Source organism: Ensifer sp. 38_S197, assembly GCF_056924495.1.
In genome coordinates this window covers 112,920-128,581 of record NZ_JBXOVZ010000002.1, presented here as the reverse complement: position 1 = coordinate 128,581, position 15,662 = coordinate 112,920, and the positions used below count along the sequence as shown (strand labels likewise).

17 protein-coding genes and 1 pseudogene are annotated in these 15,662 nt (G+C 62.0%); 4 read left to right on the top strand and 14 right to left on the bottom strand.

From position 1 onward, the window contains the following. Positions 1-106: 106 nt before the first annotated feature. From AC1Z3V_RS13960 to AC1Z3V_RS13940, 5 genes are all read right to left on the bottom strand, one after another. Positions 107-2,068 (bottom strand): transposase domain-containing protein, encoded by a 1,962-nt coding sequence (locus tag AC1Z3V_RS13960; RefSeq protein ID WP_483499817.1) that lies wholly within the window; start codon positions 2,066-2,068, stop codon positions 107-109. Next, positions 2,065-2,523 carry a hypothetical protein gene (locus tag AC1Z3V_RS13955; protein ID WP_483499815.1) on the bottom strand — a complete coding sequence of 153 codons (459 nt, stop codon included), beginning with the start codon at positions 2,521-2,523 and terminating at the stop codon, positions 2,065-2,067. Before AC1Z3V_RS13955 ends, AC1Z3V_RS13960 begins: the two co-directional genes overlap by 4 nt. Beyond that, positions 2,520-3,173 carry a ParB N-terminal domain-containing protein gene (locus tag AC1Z3V_RS13950; RefSeq protein ID WP_483499813.1) on the bottom strand — a complete coding sequence of 218 codons (654 nt, stop codon included), beginning with the start codon at positions 3,171-3,173 and terminating at the stop codon, positions 2,520-2,522. Before AC1Z3V_RS13950 ends, AC1Z3V_RS13955 begins: the two co-directional genes overlap by 4 nt. Further along, on the bottom strand, positions 3,173-3,526 hold the full coding sequence (locus AC1Z3V_RS13945; protein WP_483499811.1) for a hypothetical protein: 354 nt from the start codon (positions 3,524-3,526) through the stop codon (positions 3,173-3,175). Before AC1Z3V_RS13945 ends, AC1Z3V_RS13950 begins: the two co-directional genes overlap by 1 nt. Positions 3,527-3,647: 121 nt before the next feature. After that, positions 3,648-3,980, bottom strand: coding sequence for a helix-turn-helix domain-containing protein (locus AC1Z3V_RS13940; RefSeq protein ID WP_483504083.1), 333 nt, complete (start codon positions 3,978-3,980; stop codon positions 3,648-3,650). A gap of 141 nt (positions 3,981-4,121) precedes the next feature. On the opposite strand from AC1Z3V_RS13940, the gene AC1Z3V_RS13935 reads away from it, so the two are divergent. Both AC1Z3V_RS13935 and AC1Z3V_RS13930 read left to right on the top strand, forming a co-directional pair. Next, a complete protein-coding gene (locus AC1Z3V_RS13935; protein ID WP_483499809.1) occupies positions 4,122-4,583 on the top strand; it encodes a helix-turn-helix domain-containing protein in 462 nt (153 codons plus the stop codon). A 601-nt stretch (positions 4,584-5,184) separates the two neighbouring features. Then, a complete protein-coding gene (locus AC1Z3V_RS13930; protein WP_483499807.1) occupies positions 5,185-6,081 on the top strand; it encodes a hypothetical protein in 897 nt (298 codons plus the stop codon). A 600-nt stretch (positions 6,082-6,681) separates the two neighbouring features. Here the strand turns inward: AC1Z3V_RS13930 and AC1Z3V_RS13925 are convergent. From AC1Z3V_RS13925 to AC1Z3V_RS13915, 3 genes are all read right to left on the bottom strand, one after another. Continuing rightward, entirely contained in the window at positions 6,682-7,047 is a 366-nt protein-coding gene (locus AC1Z3V_RS13925; RefSeq protein ID WP_483499805.1) for a hypothetical protein, read from the bottom strand. A gap of 101 nt (positions 7,048-7,148) precedes the next feature. Continuing rightward, positions 7,149-7,382, bottom strand: coding sequence for a hypothetical protein (locus tag AC1Z3V_RS13920; RefSeq protein ID WP_483499803.1), 234 nt, complete (start codon positions 7,380-7,382; stop codon positions 7,149-7,151). A gap of 124 nt (positions 7,383-7,506) precedes the next feature. Next, positions 7,507-7,665 (bottom strand): hypothetical protein, encoded by a 159-nt coding sequence (locus AC1Z3V_RS13915; RefSeq protein WP_483499802.1) that lies wholly within the window; start codon positions 7,663-7,665, stop codon positions 7,507-7,509. Positions 7,666-7,982: 317 nt separating this feature from the next. Between AC1Z3V_RS13915 and AC1Z3V_RS13910 the strand changes: the two genes are divergently transcribed. Further along, entirely contained in the window at positions 7,983-8,423 is a 441-nt protein-coding gene (locus tag AC1Z3V_RS13910; RefSeq protein WP_483499801.1) for an acetyltransferase, read from the top strand. A gap of 16 nt (positions 8,424-8,439) precedes the next feature. Here AC1Z3V_RS13910 and AC1Z3V_RS13905 read toward each other — a convergent pair. The 6 genes and pseudogenes from AC1Z3V_RS13905 to hutF all read right to left on the bottom strand — a co-directional run bounded on the left by AC1Z3V_RS13905 (position 8,440) and on the right by hutF (position 14,753). Further along, positions 8,440-9,022: pseudogene (locus tag AC1Z3V_RS13905) on the bottom strand (HutD/Ves family protein). Further along, the gene (locus tag AC1Z3V_RS13900) at positions 9,019-10,500 is read right to left on the bottom strand and encodes an HAL/PAL/TAL family ammonia-lyase (RefSeq protein WP_483499799.1); all 1,482 of its coding nucleotides are present in this window, start codon (positions 10,498-10,500) and stop codon (positions 9,019-9,021) included. Before AC1Z3V_RS13900 ends, AC1Z3V_RS13905 begins: the two are co-directional and overlap by 4 nt. After that, positions 10,493-11,320, bottom strand: a complete 828-nt coding sequence (locus AC1Z3V_RS13895) for a quaternary amine ABC transporter ATP-binding protein (protein ID WP_483499798.1) — start codon at positions 11,318-11,320, stop codon at positions 10,493-10,495. Before AC1Z3V_RS13895 ends, AC1Z3V_RS13900 begins: the two co-directional genes overlap by 8 nt. After that, the gene (locus AC1Z3V_RS13890) at positions 11,313-12,170 is read right to left on the bottom strand and encodes an ABC transporter permease (protein WP_483499796.1); all 858 of its coding nucleotides are present in this window, start codon (positions 12,168-12,170) and stop codon (positions 11,313-11,315) included. Before AC1Z3V_RS13890 ends, AC1Z3V_RS13895 begins: the two co-directional genes overlap by 8 nt. 136 nt (positions 12,171-12,306) lie before the next feature. Next, positions 12,307-13,341 (bottom strand): ABC transporter substrate-binding protein, encoded by a 1,035-nt coding sequence (locus tag AC1Z3V_RS13885; RefSeq protein WP_483499794.1) that lies wholly within the window; start codon positions 13,339-13,341, stop codon positions 12,307-12,309. A gap of 35 nt (positions 13,342-13,376) precedes the next feature. Next, a complete protein-coding gene (gene hutF, locus AC1Z3V_RS13880) occupies positions 13,377-14,753 on the bottom strand; it encodes a formimidoylglutamate deiminase (protein WP_483499792.1) in 1,377 nt (458 codons plus the stop codon). Positions 14,754-14,889: 136 nt separating this feature from the next. Here hutF and hutC point away from each other — a divergent pair, with 136 nt between their 5' ends. Further along, complete coding sequence (gene hutC, locus AC1Z3V_RS13875; RefSeq protein WP_483499790.1) at positions 14,890-15,633, top strand: histidine utilization repressor; 744 nt, start codon at positions 14,890-14,892, stop codon at positions 15,631-15,633. Positions 15,634-15,662 lie beyond the last annotated feature (29 nt).

Below are 15,662 nucleotides of genomic sequence, written 5' to 3'. Positions count from 1 at the left end.
TCAGATGCCCTGAGGGGCCGTTTGTTGGGCGGGACTTGCACTCCCGCCCTGTTTTTTTCGGAACCGCACTCAATACATTTCGGTTCATGCTGACGGCCGAGACGCCTTACTTTTCGGCCGTATTCCCTTTCGAGAATGGGAGGATCGAAGCCCCGCCCGACATTCGGGACATGGCCTTCGAGAAACTGTCGGAAAACTCGTCCTCGCTGATCGCCTCGATAGGCGCCGTCGCGAGGTTGCCGGTGACGATGCGGGTGACAGCCGGCCGGATAGGCTCGGGTCGCTCCTCGGCCTTGCGGCCCTTTTCCAAGATTTGGCCGAGTTCCATCGGCGAAAGCTTGCGGTGCGCCTTCGCCAAGGCATCATTTGCCTTCTTGAACTCTGCCCGGCCACGGGCATGGGTGCGGGCATCGTCCTGGCTCTCGTAGCCGGTATTGGCGATGCATTCGGCATCGCAGATGAACCGGTTTTCGAGGTCGTAGACTTTGACGGGCTTTGCGAGGTGATCCGGATCGAAGCGGATCGTCACCTGCTTGCCCATGTACTGGTTCAGCGCGCGGTCCCAGTAGCGGTTGCCCATGAAGTGGATTTCGCCGCTGCCTTTGTGGGTGCGGATCGCCTCCGATGCCAGAAGCCAAAGGAAGCGCTGCGCATCGGTTGCGCGTCGAACAATCGTCGTCGGCAGGCGCATGCTTTCGGCGAAGGTTTCGTCAAAGCTACGACCCTTCGCGGTCTCGGCGCGTCGACCCTTGCGAGCGTTATGCTCGGTCACCAGTTCCGCCACGAGGCGAGAGAGCGCGTCGAGTTCGATCGCGCGGGTGCCGTAGTCTTCGGGCTTCTCATTGGGGTTCTTGCCTGTGTAAGCACCGGCGCAGATCGGATGCTTCGAGACGTTCTCGGCGAAGTCGCCCCAGGCGCGTTCGATCGGCTTCGACTGGCCCGAATACGGCAGCACGAAATGCGTCTCGATCTGCAGCGCCGTCAACAGGCCCTGCGGATCCTCCGGGCGGACCTTGAAGCGGTAGCGAGTGCGCGTGCCACCGGAGATCTTCTTCGAAGCAAAGGCGCGTCCGTTGTCGAGGTAGATGCGATCGGGGATGCCATGCTCTTCGACCATGTCGCCGATGACCAGGCGCACGACCTCCCACGTCTCGGCTTCTGACAGGCGCCAGGCGAGGATCTTGCCGGAATAGAGATCCTGAATACCGACCAGATACAAGCGGGTCGGCTTGTCGCGGCCGGGAAGCCGAACGAAGATGTCCAGCTTGTGACCGTCCATGTTGACGGCTTCCATGGCATGCAGGTGCGAGCGCGTTCGGCGCTGGGCTGGGTAGAGCGTCTTCGCGCGCTCCGAGCCTTGGCGTGTCGCCACCTGGATCGCCTTCGGCACTTCTGCATCCATCCGGCGCCGCAGCGACCGTTCGGCAGGGATAGGCGACCAGCCGTGAGACGTGGCCGCAGTCATCATCCGCCGATAGCAGGCGGAAAACTTGGGTTCACCTGGGCGCAGGAAGTCGGATTTCAGGAAGTCCCATGCGTCCGGATGGCACTCGGCAACTTGCGAAACGACGCCGTCAGCCGATGGGCTGCTCGGCGCGAGCGCGGCCAGCCAATCTTCGGGGTCGAGGCCCTCGGTAGCCTTGCGCCACTCGTAATAGGCGGACTTTTGAATTCCGGCATCGAGCGTCGCGACCGCGATCGCGGCGGTTCGGTTCAGGCCACCATCACGCACGAGCTGCTCGACGCGATTGAGGACCTTCAAGCGCTCCTCACATACCCTTTTCTTCGCTTTCGAAAGGGAGTTGAAGCGAGACCAAAGCAGGTTCCTTCTGGCCCGGGCTTCGTCCCATCCGGCCGCGTCCGGAGCATGCCGAAGCCGAACCTGGGCGGCTGCCGGCAAAAGGGAGATGTGATACTCGAAGCCGCCGCCGCGACCCACACGAGGCCGCGCCTGCTCTGTCGAGCGCCAGCCGGATTGGGCGATCATCAACTCGATGCCCTGGCGGGTCTGCGGCAGGTCGGGCAGCCGTGCTGCCGCGATTTCGGTGGACGTCAGCCACTCCTTCATGTGCGTGTCCTCCGGATCGTGACGGGGCGGGATTTGTGCATCCGCAACTGCTGGCGGATGGTCTCCTGTTCCTGCTGTAGGCGGGCGATTTCGGCGAGGCGGGCTTCGTCGCCGACGAGAAGGGTCGCGCCTTGTTCGGAAACGGCCTCGTCCCAAAGCCACATGGCGCCGGTCGCATGCACGAAGGCGGCAAAGCGTGGGAGGGTGATGTCGTGCCCGTCCTTGCTCTCGGCCGTGTAGGCGTCGAGCATGGCTTTGCTGATCGACGGCAGCCCGAGATATTGGGCCATGCGAGCGGCGACGGTCGGGCGATCATACGGGCACTCGCGAATGGCGCGAGCCATGGCGCGTTTCATCTTCGAGCGGTAGCGGTCGATATCGATCCGCGCGACGGGCACGCGAACCGGGAAAAGCGGCTCTAGAAAGAGGTCGAATTGGGCGGGGTCGCGCTTCATTCCGCTTCCCTCGCAGCAAGCGCCTTCATCACGTCATCGACGAGGGCCTTCGGCACTCCGAGATCGAGGAGGAAAAAGCGATGCGAGTGCTCGTCCGCCTTCTTCCAGATCGTGAGCAATTCCGCCTGCAGAGCGCGCTGGCGATCTATCTCCGACAGCTCCTCTTTAGGCTTGGTTTCGCCCATGCGGTCGGCGACATGTTGCGAGAAGCCGCCGGCCTCGGCCTCTGTCTCAAACAATTGCGACAGGTTGGCGCTATTTCCCGGCCGACCGGGTTCAATCTTCCCGTGCTTTTGCTCCCAAACGTCGCGGTAGGTCTGCACGAAGACAGCCCGATCAATGACGGACAGCTCATTACGAAAGAGGTTTTCGGTGATCTCGACCAGCTGGGCCTCGGCCTTGTCGCCCTCGACGATCATCGCATCAATGTCGATGTCGTCATTGAGGACACAGGCCCGAAGGCGATGGGCTCCCGCGACGAGGGTGAATTTTCCGCCCTTCGCAGCGGGCGTCGATCGAACCGTGATCGGGTTGATCTGACCGTGCTCCACCATGCTCTGCGCGATTGCGATCGCGTGTTCTTCTTCGACAGCGCGCAGTCGTTCGGGAACGACGATCTCGGAGATTTTGATACGCTTGAACTCGGCCATTACGCTGCCGCCTTTCTCAACTGTTGCATGAAGAGGTCCTTCGCCCTGGCGGCCATACGGCTGTAGGCCTTGGCAAAAACCGGGCAGCCGAGCCGCTCGTCGATCTTGCTGATGGCGAAGGAAATGGACGTGCGCTGCCGCGCCTGCATCTTGACGATGCGTCGGCGCGGCACGTCGAACTCGATGTGAAGAATGTAGATCGCCATCTGGCGCGCGAGCGCAGCGTCGAAAAGGTCGTGCGGCGGCGAGATGATGTCGCGCACGGCGATGTGTGAGAAGTGAGACTGCACGGCTTTGAAGCAGCATGCGAGCATCAATTCCAGGCGCTGGTGTTCGTCGTAAGGGTTCACCATAGCTGCCTGCCGACGACGATTGCTGCGGCGATGAGGCCGCACAGCGCTACGCTAAACAAAAGCGCTGTTTGGGCCGCATTGCAGAAGCGGGAACGAGACGGGATGAAGGGGTTTTCCATGTCTAAGCGCCCGCCTTTTTTTGGCGTTGCCGCATGGTCGGCGGGCGCTCATAGTTCTCACGCGGCTGAGGGGATCGCCGCTGACCGGAGGGCTGGTAACGGCTCGGCCACAACAAGTGCGCCTTTGTACCGAGAGCAGCGGCGATTGCCTGTTCCCCTGCCATGTTGGGTTCGCGGAGCGTCGTTCCGGCGGTCCCGCGTGGCAGGTAATAGCTACGATCGATGTCGTAGGTTGTGAAGCCAGCAAGAAGGAGCTTGGTCTTAACAGAAGCAAGTTCCTCCAGCTTGTTGGCGGAGGGGTCGCGTGGCTTGTCCGTCCTTTGGGGGCGGTGCATAGTCAATCCTCGTTGTGAAAAGGGAGGCCCTGGCCGGTCTCCCTTTTCATGGGTGATTTGTTCCGTGTTCATGGAAAGGATTATCGCAAAATATTGCGATCATCAACTGGTCGTCGCAGAAAATTGCGATACTAAGCGTAAGTGATTGAATTCTCTTATGACGCGATCATAGAGCGTATTCTCAGCAAGAACCGCTGGGGAAACGAAGGCGCATTGGCGACGGAGTTGGGGATCGCTCCCAACACCTGGACCGCATACAAGAAGGGTGTGCGGTCATTTGGACTGCATGAGGTCGCAAAAATTTGCGATATCCTCGGCGTTAGTCCCCATTGGTTGCTATTCGGAACCGAGGGCGCTCAGACCGACCTTCGTGAACGAGTGGAAATGATTGTCACCGAGCTGCATGCCAATGCGGGGCTTTTGCTGCCGCTAAAGTCGGTGGAGCTTACAGTCGACCGCTACTATGCAGGGCTCCTCACGCAGCTCGTCGACACGGACGATCAGGAGGAGATCGATCTGCGCTTGCGTCTACTGCGCAAGCAGATTGCCAAGGATATCGCGGAGGCCCGAGCTGCCCCTGGATTAGGCAAACGCTCGGCCTGATGATCATCAAGCCAAGCTTGGATCAGCAGAAATCACAGACAAGAAATCTCGCGCCCGGTTTTGCCAGGATGTTCGAACGGTTCGGCTATGTGTTTGAACCAGTCGACGCGCCTGGAGGCGGCGCGGACGGAAGAGTGACCTGACGGACACCCGGAACACTCAAATACGCATAATTTCCTCAGCACCCTAAAATTGCAGGGCTAAGCTAGGTCGCGCCCAATTTGCGCGCAAGGGGAGAATCTGCGACTTATGAGAGCGGTTTAGCTGAAGGTCAGCCATGTTCGAACGCCCCCCATTCAAGGATTGTGATAGCTGCGGTGGACAAGCCACGACTGGCATCCTCTGGATATCGCCGTCGTCCTTCACACGGCGGTGCAGACATTGCAAAGTCAGCACGCAGTACCCGCTGCCATCTGTAGAAAAAAAGGTCCTGTACCTGGACCAATTTGCAATTAGTGAGATCTACAAAACGAAAGGTGGCATTCGGGCACCCAAGGCCCACCACGCTGCATTTTGGTCTGAGGCGACCAGGTTGCTAGATCGCGCCTTATTGCGTCAGCAAGTGATATGTCCCGCGTCTGACATTCACCGGGACGAAACGATGGTTTATCGGGACGCAAACGGTCTCGGTCTCGCTCACGAGATGTTAGGCGGAGATACGTCATTCGAAAGCACCACGGAGATCCAGCAACAGCAGTTGTTCAGTTACCTCGACGACTACTTTGAGGGCCGAGATCCAGCCCCACCGAGCCTCGATGTCGACGACATTCTGCACGGTCATCGAAACGCTTGGCTCCAAGACCTTCATATAACAGTTGAGACAGATTGGTCCTCATTCGTAGACGACACGAAGCGAGCACGAGACAAGGCTGCGAATGACCTTGTGCCACTGTATGAGCGCTGGTCGAGCGAACGACCTACATTTGATGAGGCACTGAAGAAGGAACTTGGTGCGCTCGCACCTGGGTACATAGGGGCATATTTCGACAGTATGTCGAAGGTGGCGGCGTCGTTGCAGTCTGAGGACCCTAGAGACCTAATGAACGGGGCCCTCTCGCCCGTCGTTCTGCTGATTCACGAGATAAACCGTTTGTTTGTGAAGCGAGGCGTGCCAGCCGATGCGGCTCTTAGGGAGACTGCAAAGTTCCTGAGTTGGCAGAAGCTCCAGTCGTTACCTTCGCACTGGGTCGCCTCGCACCTTTATGCAGCCATTGCCGATCGTCTCGCCCGTGGTCAAAAGCGCCTTCCTGGGCGCGGGATGATGAACGATGTCAGAGCAATTTCGGTTTACGGCCCCTATGTGGACGCCATGTTTCTGGACAACGAGTGTGTAGACCTACTCGAACAGAAGTCGGTCAGCGAAGGCGTGAAACTGAAGGCGCGAGTGTTCTGCCTCAAACGCTCGGATCAATTCCTTGAATATTTGCACGACCTTGGTGACGCGGCGAGCGAGGAAGTGATCGCGGCCGCCCGCGAACTGTACGGTGATGCCGGTTGATGTGGCGAAATCCGGCTGTATCTGCAACATGCAAACAGTCTCGTTTTGGAGACGCCAGCTTGCATGTTGGAGAGCGGTCTCGATCGGCCGGAAACCGCTGATTTTGTTGGAGTTGGCCCGCTTTGTGGCTCAACCTGCAAGTCTCTTGCATGTTCAATTTGCCACGGCTTGGCGTTTTGCGCTTAAACATAGGCCGATCTCGGCAAACGGGCGGCAGTCCTCATTCCATGTTTTCTGGGGGTTTGAGGACGGTTTGAGGAGTTCTCACACGGATTTTGAGAGCAGCTCGAAGGATCGGCGCTTGCCAGTTGATAGTGCCTCTGCAGGGCTGTTTTCGGGCGGCGCGGCTGTCAAAAACGAAGAGCTCGGTTTTTCTGGCCCGTCGCTCGCAAGGCCTTGATTTCTAGGTGGTTGCCGCCAATTCCCGGATATTCCCGGTTGATCCCACTATTTCCGGGTACCTCTGTCAGACAACATCCGCAACAGCGGATGATGCGATCTCCCTGTCTTCCCAATCTCGGACCGCGAGGCGACGGCAACGGGCCTATCGCCTTCACGCCGGCAGGTTTCGTGCGCAGGCAGTTCCGGTCTCGCTCTCCCTCAGTGCTTGGTCGCCTTCAGCGGCAAGGTCAGCGCCGGCCCGCTCTTGACCCCAAACTGCCTTCTGAACTGCCGTGACGCGCTACCGTCAAAGAGCGATTGCGGCAGTGGCGCGCCGATGGCCCATTTGTATTTTGCGGCCGGATCATTGCTCAGGTCCTGGTGTGTCACCGCGCTCAAGGGCAGAACATATTCCGGCTTGCGCAGGCCTCTCTCGGAATTGCCCAGCCACGTCAGGACGACCAGGATTTCGCCGCCGAGTTCGAGGGCATCCAGTGCCAGCTGTTTGCCGCCGACCGAAGCGCGGACCGCCTGTTCGTGGAGCTTGAACGCACTGAGCTTCAGTTCGTTTTGCGGATCCGTCATTTCCGGGACCTTTCTAAAAAGCATTGTCTGGTTCGAGCGGAGAGGCTCGGCAGGCGTTCCCTATCACAATGCAAGCGGCCACCGAAATGGAAGGATTTCTGTCAGTGTCGGCGCAACTCGGCACGCGGAAGCGGGCAAGGGCTGTCGATCAGATCAAGGTTAACGTCGCCAGCGCTGCCAAGGCCATCAAGACACTCGAGGCTCGCGTGTTGCGTAAGGCGATCGATGCCGGAAACGGCGCGTCTGCCTTCCTGCGTGATTGCGCTGAGCAGTTCGGGCCGAAGTCCTTCGCCGCGTGCGGCGGCGATTGCGTGGAGGCTGAGGAGAGGCATCATGGCTGGACTCCATCGTTTGATGGAGCATTCTCATCCTGGGGCGTTCGACGAACCACCCGATTTCCGCCGATCCCGTTGCAGCCAGCCCGATCCCGGGCGTGGCTTCAAACGAGGGGAATACGCCTCAGCGGTGGATCGACGAGGTGATCGTCGAGTAGTCGGGGAGGGTGATATCGGCGATTTCGGCTGTGCGATATTGCGACAGGGCGAAGTGCATGATGGCGATCACGGTGATCGAGAAGACCAGTACGGTGACGTTGACGCCGAAAGCGGTTTTGATCATGTCCGTTGTCCTCCGAGCCCTGCGTTTGTTGATGTGTGTCGGTAGAAACCGTGCCATGGAGACTATCGTGTGGCGGCAACTTGGCTGTTCCCCGGGGAACATGGGATATGGTTACCGAAACCTTAACCGGCGTTGCATGAAAGGCGCACTTGGCCAAACGGCTTGCGATCGGCGCGCCCTCGAGTAGGGTGTGCGCCTCGTGCCGGACCGGATTCGCGCCCGGACATCTTCGCCACTTGGCGCCTCGCGTACTGCTTCGGCTCGAGCCGGAAGCTATGCAAGCCCATCGGCGCCTCGTTTTTTAAAGTGATTGTTTCATGACCATTTCCATTCGACCGTCCCGTCCTGACGATTTTCCACGCACCTTCGAGATCTGGCGTAGCGCCGTGGTCGCCACGCATGATTTCCTGACGCAGGAAGACTTTGCCGCTATCGAAACGATGGTCCGAGACCAGTATCTGCCGGTTGCCGAGTTCTGGATTGCGGCTGATGAAAACGATGAGGCGCTCGGCTTCATGGGCATGAGCGGGGCACAGATCGACTCGCTCTTCGTCCACGCCGATGCGCGCGGCCGCGGCGTCGGCCGGCGGCTCATCGAACACGCTATGGCGCTGCATCCGGTGCTGACGGTCGACGTCAATGAGCAGAATGCATCGGGTGCCGGGTTCTATCAGCGCCTGGGTTTCGAGACGGTCGGACGCTCCCCCGTCGATGATGCGGGGCGGCCCTATCCTTTGCTGCATCTCAGCCGAGGCTGATCCAGCCGGGGCCTGATCACGCCGCCGGTTTGTCGATGGTGACCACGAACACGACGGCAGAGGCCACAGGCTCGATCGTGATAGCGGCGGATCCTTCAAGGATCGCCGTGTCTCCCGCTGCGAGATCGGCTTGTTCCTCTGCCGCGGCCAGGCGCACCGCGCCGCCGTGGCAAAGGACGAGGGTTGTTTCCGCCGTGCCATCCACGGTCCGCGGATGCTCGATCGCCAAGCGCCGAACCGTATGGGCGAGCCTGCCGCGCCGGGTCATGACGTTGAGATCGACGATCGGACCGTTCACCAGCGTCGCCGAGGTCGCGACATCGGCCGGGAAGGGGAGCGGTGCCGTCTCCGCGGTCATCACGATAGGCTCACGCCCGTCAATCGTGAGCCGCATGCCCTTGCCCTGAAGGATGGAGAGCGTGCGGTCGATCCCGGGGAAGCTCGAAGAAAGGACCGTCGCTGGCGACGGTCGCCATGCTCACGCGCCAGTCGAAATCCGAAAGCGAGGCCTTTTCCGGGAAAACGGCGATCTCCACCGTCTCGCCGCCGCCGTTCTTCCACGGCATGCGCTTGTAGGTGCTGGCGCGCAGGATCTTCATGGCATGGTCTCTTCGATGAGTGCGCGCATGCGCGCGAAGTCGCCGTTCAGCGGCCGGTCGTCGGCATAGGTCGGGATCTTCGCGCGGATGCGCCGGTAGAGGCCGTCGGTGCGTGCGGCGCGGCCGCGCGGCTGCAGGTCATAGGCTTGGGCTGCCGAGAGCAGTTCGATCGCCAGGATGGTTTCGAGATTGTCGGCGATCGACAGCGCCTTAGAGGCGGCCGGCGTCGCATGGGTGAGGATGTCCTCCTGTAGTGCCGAAGTGATGCCGCCGTCGAGGCTTGCGGGGGCGGCCAGCCGCCGGTTTTCGGCGGCAAGCGACGCTGCCGTATATTGCGCGATCATGAAGCCGGAGGAGACGCCGCTGTCGCCGGCGAGAAAGGCCGGCAGGCCGCTCACCAGCGGGTTGACGAGCCGGTCGATGCGGCGCTCGGAAATGGCTGCGACTTCTGCGACGGCGACCGCCAGGCTGTCCATGGCAAGGCCAAGGGCGGCACCCACTGCATGCGCCTGCGAATGCACTTCAGGCGCCTCGGGAGTGCCTGATACGGCCGGGTTGTCGGTGAGGCTCGCGAGCTCCCGGTCGACGACTTCGGCGACCTGGACCAGCGCATCGCGGGCCGCGCCGTGGATATGCGGCACGGCGCGCAGGCTTAGGGGATCCTGTGTTCGTGTGCCGGCGGTCTCGGCCAGCATCGGGCTATCGGCGAGATAGGCGCGGAGCGATGCCCCGACCTCTTCGAGCCCCTTGGAGCGGCGAAGCGCCAGGGGGACGGCGGCAAAGGCGTTGGCCTGGCTGCCGAGGTTTTCATAGGTCATGGCGGCGGCGGCATCCGCCCAGTCGAACAGACGAGAGGCGCGAGAAAGCGCCAGTGCCGCGAGACCGGTGGCACAGGGCGTACCGTTGACGAGGCTGAGACCTTCCTTGGCTTCGAGCCGCAGCGGCTCCAGACCAAGCCGAGACAGCGCCTCGGCGCCGCCGATCTTGGCCTTGCCGTCATCGACGGTTCCGTGGCCGATCAGCACGAGGCCGATCGCGGCCGCATGGGTCAGATAGCCGACCGAGCCGCGTGACGGGATGTCCGGAACGAGATCCGCATTGAGGAGCGCAAGCAACGCCTCGACCGTTTCGATGCGCACACCGGAATAGCCGTGGGCGAAGTTGGCGATTTGCGCCGCCATGACGGCGCGGGCCTCGGCGCGGGCAAGCGGCTCGCCGACGCCGCAGGCGTGGCTGAGGATGATGTTGCGCGACAGTGCCTGCTGGTTTTCGCGGTCGATGACGACGTCGCAGAGCGCGCCGACGCCGGTGTTGATGCCGTAGCCGCGGATGCCGCGCTCGACCAGCGCGTCGACAATCCTGCGGGCATGGACGATGCGCTGCCGTGCGGCATCGGAAAGATCGAGCCGGGCGCCATTGGCGACCGCCGCGATTTCCTTCCAGGTCAATGGCGCATCGAGGATTATGCTCTCAGTCATGGGCTTCCGGTCGTCCCTGTCGGCGCTGCACGAAGCGGGCAACATAATCGTTCGCCGGCCGCTCCAGAATATCGTCCGGCGTGCCGACCTGCACCACCTGACCGTCCTTGAGGATGGCGATTTCCGAGCCGATCCGCAGCGCCTCGTCGAGATCATGGGTGATGAAGACGATGGTTTTCGCGAGATTCTGCTGCAGTTGCAGCAACTGGTCCTGCATGTCGGCGCGGATCAGTGGGTCGAGCGCCGAAAAGGCCTCGTCCATCAGGATCACGTCGGTATCGGCAGCAAGCGCACGGGCAAGACCGACGCGCTGCTTCATGCCGCCGGAAAGCTGGTGCGGGAACTTGGCATCGTAGCCGGCAAGGCCGACGGTCTCGATCCACTTCATGCCGATCTCGCGGGATTCGGCCTTGGGCAGGCCGCGCACACGCTGGCCGTAGACGACGTTCTGCAGAACGGTCCGGTGCGGCATCAAGGCAAAGCTCTGGAACACCATGCTGACGCGGTGCATGCGGAAGGTGCGCAGCGCCTTGGCGTCGAGGTCCAGGATGTTGTTGCCGTCGAACGCTACCTCGCCGCTGGTCGGCTCGATCAGCCGGTTGATGTGGCGCACCAGCGTCGACTTGCCGGAGCCGGAAAGCCCCATGATCACGAAGATCTTGCCGGCGCCGATCGTCAGGCTGACATTGTTGAGGCCGACGCTGCAGCCGGAGCGGGCGAGGATTTCGGACTTGTTGAGCCCTTCCTTGGCCATGGCGAGCGCGGCCTTGGAGTCCTGTCCGAAGATCTTGTAGACGTTGCGGATCTCGATATCAGCCATTGCGCGGATCCTCCGTCTGGCTCTTGCCGAAGCCTTGTGTGATGCGGTCGAGAACGATCGCGAGAATGACGATGCCGATGCCGGCTTCCAGTCCCTTGCCGACGTCGAGCGTCTGGATGCCGTTCAGCACCTGCTCGCCGAGGCCGCGGGCACCGATCATCGAGGCGACGACCACCATCGACAGCGCCATCATGATCGTCTGGTTGAGGCCGGCCATGATCGTCGGCGTGGCGAGCGGCAGTTCGACGCCGAAGAGGATCTGGTTGGGGCTGCCGCCGAAGGCGGTCGCCGCTTCCACCACCTCGTGGTCGACCTGGCGGATGCCGAGATCGGTGAGGCGGATCAGGGGCGGCACCGCGTAGATGATGGTCGCCAGGATCGCCGGGACCTTGCCGAGGCCGAAGAGCATCAGCGCCGGGATCAGATAGACGAAGCTCGGCATCGTCTGCATCACGTCGAGCACCGGCAGGGTGATGTTGCGCACCACCCGGCTCTTGGCGACGAGAATGCCCATGGGCACGCCGATGACGACCGAGACGATCGTCGCCATCAGCATCAGCGCCAGCGTCTGCATCGTCAGGTCCCAGAGGCCGAGTACGCCGACGAAGAACAGGAGAACACCGACGACGACCGTCAGGCCCCAGCGCTTGGAGCTCTGCCAGGCAAGCGCCATGAAGATGAGGATGACGACCCACCAGGGCAGGCCGCGCAGGATCCATTCGATGAACAGAACGGCTTTCAGGATGACGCCGCTGATCGCCTTGAAGACCCAGCCATAGCCGCTGACCAGCGCCTGGATGAAATCGTTCACCGGCCCGCGAATGGAGAGATTGAGAGTATCCGGAAACATCGGATGGTTCCTTGCTCGGACCGACGGGCGCAGAAAGGCGGCCGACGGCGCTTGCCTCGGGTATGTGGCCAGTCGCCAGCCCGGGCTCACGTCGCGTTGAAAGCGGCGAGGGAGCCGAACCGGCGATGAGGCGCGATTACTTCAGGCTGGCTTCGATCTTGCCGCGGGCTTCATCGGAAACCCACTTGCCCCAGACGTCGGCCTTGGTCTTCAGGAACTCGGCGGCTGCCGCCGTCGCGTCGACCTTGTTGTCAGCCATGTAGGCGAGGCTGCCGTTAACGGCTTCAAGCGGGAAGGTCGCCTTTTCGAGTATCGCGACGATCTCGGGGGCTTCCTCGGCGAAGGTGCTGTTGACGCCGTAGGAAACGTCCACCGACGGGAAGGCGCAGCCCTGGTCACGCTTGCCGTTGGCGCTCGAAAGCTCCTTCCAGCAGGCTTCGTTGTAGGCCGGCTCTTCGAGTTGGACGAGCTTGAACTTGCCCATGATCGCGGTCGGCGACCAGTAGTAGAAGAGGATCGGCTCGCCCTGGAGATAGGCCGAGGTGATGGCGGAATCGAGCGCGGTGCCTGTGCCCGGGCGGAAGTTCACATAGGTCTCGCCGAGCTTGTAGGCTTCGAGCTTGGCGGAGCTCACGCCCTCGCAGGTCCAACCCGACGGGCAATTGAGGAAGCGGCCCTTGGACGGTTCTTCCGGATCGGCGAAAAGCTCGACGATCTTGGCATCGGAAAGCTGCGACACGCTCTTCAGGTCCGGAGCCTTGGCTTCGAGGTTGCGGGAGGCATCACCCTTGATCACGTATTCCGGCACGAACCAGCCTTCGCTGGCGCCGACGAAGGTCTTGCCGACGGCAACGACCTTCTTTTCCTCGACGGCCTTGTTCCAGACGTCCGAGCGGCCGAGCCATTCCTCGGCGAAAATCTGCACATCGTTGTTGGCCGTCGCCTGCTCCAGCGTCACGGAGTTGCCGGGGATCGCGTCCACCTGGCAGTCGTAGCCCTTGGAAAGGATGGTCTTCATCACTTCGGTGATGAAGGCGCCGCTCTCCCAATCGATGCCGGCGAAGGTGACGGTCTTGCCGTCGCCGCAATAGGAGGCGCTGGCGCTGCCGGCGGAGGCCGCAAGCACGAGGCCGGTGGCGGCAAGCGTGAGTTTCAGTTTGTTGATCGACATTAAGCTGTTCCCTTTTTTGGTTTTGGCTTCGATGACTATTTCAGTTTCATCAGCACCCGTGCGAAGGCCCGGTCGATATCGTCTTCCCGGTCGTGGCGTCCGTTCCGGATCTTCCACTCGCCTGCGACCATGACGTCGCGGACGCTCTCGCCGCCAAGCGCAAAGAGCCAGCGGTCGAGGATCTGGTTGTCGCTGGCGGCGGCGATATAGGGGTTGCTGCCGTCGAGCACGACGAAATCGGCGCGGGCGCCGACGGCGATGCCTGCCGTCTTCTGGCCGGCAGCCTGGGCGCCGCCTTTGAGCGCGGCGTCGAAGATGGTCCGGCCGATCGAGGCGCCGGGGCCGGTCGCGAGCCGGTTGCGGCGACGATCGCGCAGGCGCTGGCCATATTCGAGCAGGCGCAGTTCCTCGGCGACGCTGGTCGCCACATGGCTGTCGGTGCCGACGCCGAAGATGCCGCCTTCGGCCATGAAGTCGACCGCCGGAAAGATGCCGTCGCCGAGATTGGCTTCGGTGGCGGGGCAGAGGCCGGCAACGGCGCCGGAACGCGCCAGACGCTGCCGCTCGGTTTCCGTCAGGTGCGTCGCGTGGATGGCGCACCAGCGCCCGTCGACCGGCATCTCATCGAGCAGCCATTCGACCGGACGGCGGCCACTCCAGGCGAGGCTATCGTCGACTTCCTTGATCTGCTCGGCGACATGGATATGGATTGGACCGGAAACCGGTGCCGCATCGAGGATGGTGCGCATTTCCTCCGGCGTCGCCGCGCGCAGCGAATGAATGGCGTAGCCGAGCGTATTGCCGCCTTCGCGGCAGAGCGGTTCGAGACGCTCAAGCAGCGCGAGAAAACGATCCGGGTCATGCAGGAACGGTCGCTGACCGGGGTTCGGCGCGACCCCGCCGAAATTGGCGTGGGCGTAGAAGACCGGCAGATGCGTGAGCCCGATGCCGGTGGTGCGGGCGGCGGCGAGAATGCGCAGCGACATTTCCGCCGGATCGGCATAAGGAGTGCCATCGGCCTGATGGTGCAGGTAATGGAATTCGGCAACATGGCCGAAACCGCCCTTCAGCATCTCCATGTAGAGCTTGGCGGCGATCGCCTCGACATCATCGGGATTTACCAGTCCGACGGTGCGATACATTTCCTCGCGCCAGGTCCAGAAGCTGTCGTCGCCGCTGCCGGCAACCTCGGCAAGGCCGGCCATGGCACGCTGGAAGGCGTGGGAATGAAGGTTGGCGATTGCCGGGATCAGCGGTCCGGCCGCACGCTCGTCGCCATTGGCGGCGGCGCTGCCGGTTTCGACCGCTGCAATGTGACCCGAAGCGTCGAGCGAGATCGCGACGTTTTGGGCCCAGCCGCCGGGCAGGAGCGCCCGTTCTGCAAAGATCCGGTTGACGGGAAAACTAGCCATGTGCATTTTCCTGTACGTAGTTGTATATGGAACTATAGATATTTTACGCTGGCGCGCAAGCGTGAAATGAACGAAAAGATTCGTGAGCGAATGCGCATGATTTGTTCGGCATTCCGGAAAGATGGGGCGTGAGTTGATGACGGCACTCAAAAAACGGAACGATATGGCCGCCTTCGAAGACGGCCCGGTGCCGCGCTACGAGGCGGTCAAGCAGTTCATCCGCAGCCGTATCGAGAGCGGCGAGTGGCCGGCGCATCACCGCATTCCCTCGGAAAACGAGATCGTCGCCGACCTCGGCGTCAGCCGCATGACCGCCAACCGGGCGCTGAGGGAACTCGCAACCGAAGGCGCGATCACGCGGGTGCAGGGCGTCGGCTCCTTCGTCGCCGCGCACAAGGGCAGCACCGCGCTTCTGGAAGTCCGCAACATCGCCGACGAGATCAGTGAACGCGGCCATACCCACACGTCGCTGATGACGCTCCTGCAGGAAGAGGTGGCGACGCCCGAGATCGGTTACGCGCTCGGCCTCGCGACCGGCGCCCGTGTCTTCCATTCGATCATGGTGCATTCGGAAAACGGCCTGCCGATCCAGATCGAGGACCGTTTCGTCAATCCGGCGGTCTGCCCGCGCTATCTGGAGCAGGATTTCCAGGCGATGACGCCGAATGCCTATCTCACTACGGTGGCGCCGATCACCCGCACCGAACAGATCGTCGAGGCGGTGTCGCCGCAGCCGTGGGAATGCAAGCTGCTCGGCATCGACCGCAACGAACCCTGCCTGATGATCCGGCGCCGCACCTGGTCGGAGACGGCCAATGTGACGACCGCGCGCCTGCTCTATCCCGGCACCCGCTATCGGCTCGAAGGCATGTCGCAATAGGTCGGGATCGCTGCGCCGGCAGAAAACCG

Excerpts from the sequence above, each read along its gene's own strand:
- AC1Z3V_RS13960 (WP_483499817.1), bottom strand. The coding sequence starts at position 2,068 with ATGAAGGAGTGGCTGACGTCCACCGAAATCGCGGCAGCACGGCTGCCC.
- AC1Z3V_RS13955 (WP_483499815.1), bottom strand. The coding sequence starts at position 2,523 with ATGAAGCGCGACCCCGCCCAATTCGACCTCTTTCTAGAGCCGCTTTTC.
- AC1Z3V_RS13950 (WP_483499813.1), bottom strand. The coding sequence starts at position 3,173 with ATGGCCGAGTTCAAGCGTATCAAAATCTCCGAGATCGTCGTTCCCGAA.
- AC1Z3V_RS13945 (WP_483499811.1), bottom strand. The coding sequence starts at position 3,526 with ATGGTGAACCCTTACGACGAACACCAGCGCCTGGAATTGATGCTCGCA.
- AC1Z3V_RS13940 (WP_483504083.1), bottom strand. The coding sequence starts at position 3,980 with ATGCACCGCCCCCAAAGGACGGACAAGCCACGCGACCCCTCCGCCAAC.
- AC1Z3V_RS13930 (WP_483499807.1), top strand. The coding sequence starts at position 5,185 with ATGGTTTATCGGGACGCAAACGGTCTCGGTCTCGCTCACGAGATGTTA.
- AC1Z3V_RS13925 (WP_483499805.1), bottom strand. The coding sequence starts at position 7,047 with ATGACGGATCCGCAAAACGAACTGAAGCTCAGTGCGTTCAAGCTCCAC.
- AC1Z3V_RS13920 (WP_483499803.1), bottom strand. The coding sequence starts at position 7,382 with ATGATGCCTCTCCTCAGCCTCCACGCAATCGCCGCCGCACGCGGCGAA.
- AC1Z3V_RS13915 (WP_483499802.1), bottom strand. The coding sequence starts at position 7,665 with ATGATCAAAACCGCTTTCGGCGTCAACGTCACCGTACTGGTCTTCTCG.
- AC1Z3V_RS13910 (WP_483499801.1), top strand. The coding sequence starts at position 7,983 with ATGACCATTTCCATTCGACCGTCCCGTCCTGACGATTTTCCACGCACC.
- AC1Z3V_RS13900 (WP_483499799.1), bottom strand. The coding sequence starts at position 10,500 with ATGACTGAGAGCATAATCCTCGATGCGCCATTGACCTGGAAGGAAATC.
- AC1Z3V_RS13895 (WP_483499798.1), bottom strand. The coding sequence starts at position 11,320 with ATGGCTGATATCGAGATCCGCAACGTCTACAAGATCTTCGGACAGGAC.
- AC1Z3V_RS13890 (WP_483499796.1), bottom strand. The coding sequence starts at position 12,170 with ATGTTTCCGGATACTCTCAATCTCTCCATTCGCGGGCCGGTGAACGAT.
- AC1Z3V_RS13885 (WP_483499794.1), bottom strand. The coding sequence starts at position 13,341 with ATGTCGATCAACAAACTGAAACTCACGCTTGCCGCCACCGGCCTCGTG.
- hutF (WP_483499792.1), bottom strand. The coding sequence starts at position 14,753 with ATGGCTAGTTTTCCCGTCAACCGGATCTTTGCAGAACGGGCGCTCCTG.
- hutC (WP_483499790.1), top strand. The coding sequence starts at position 14,890 with ATGACGGCACTCAAAAAACGGAACGATATGGCCGCCTTCGAAGACGGC.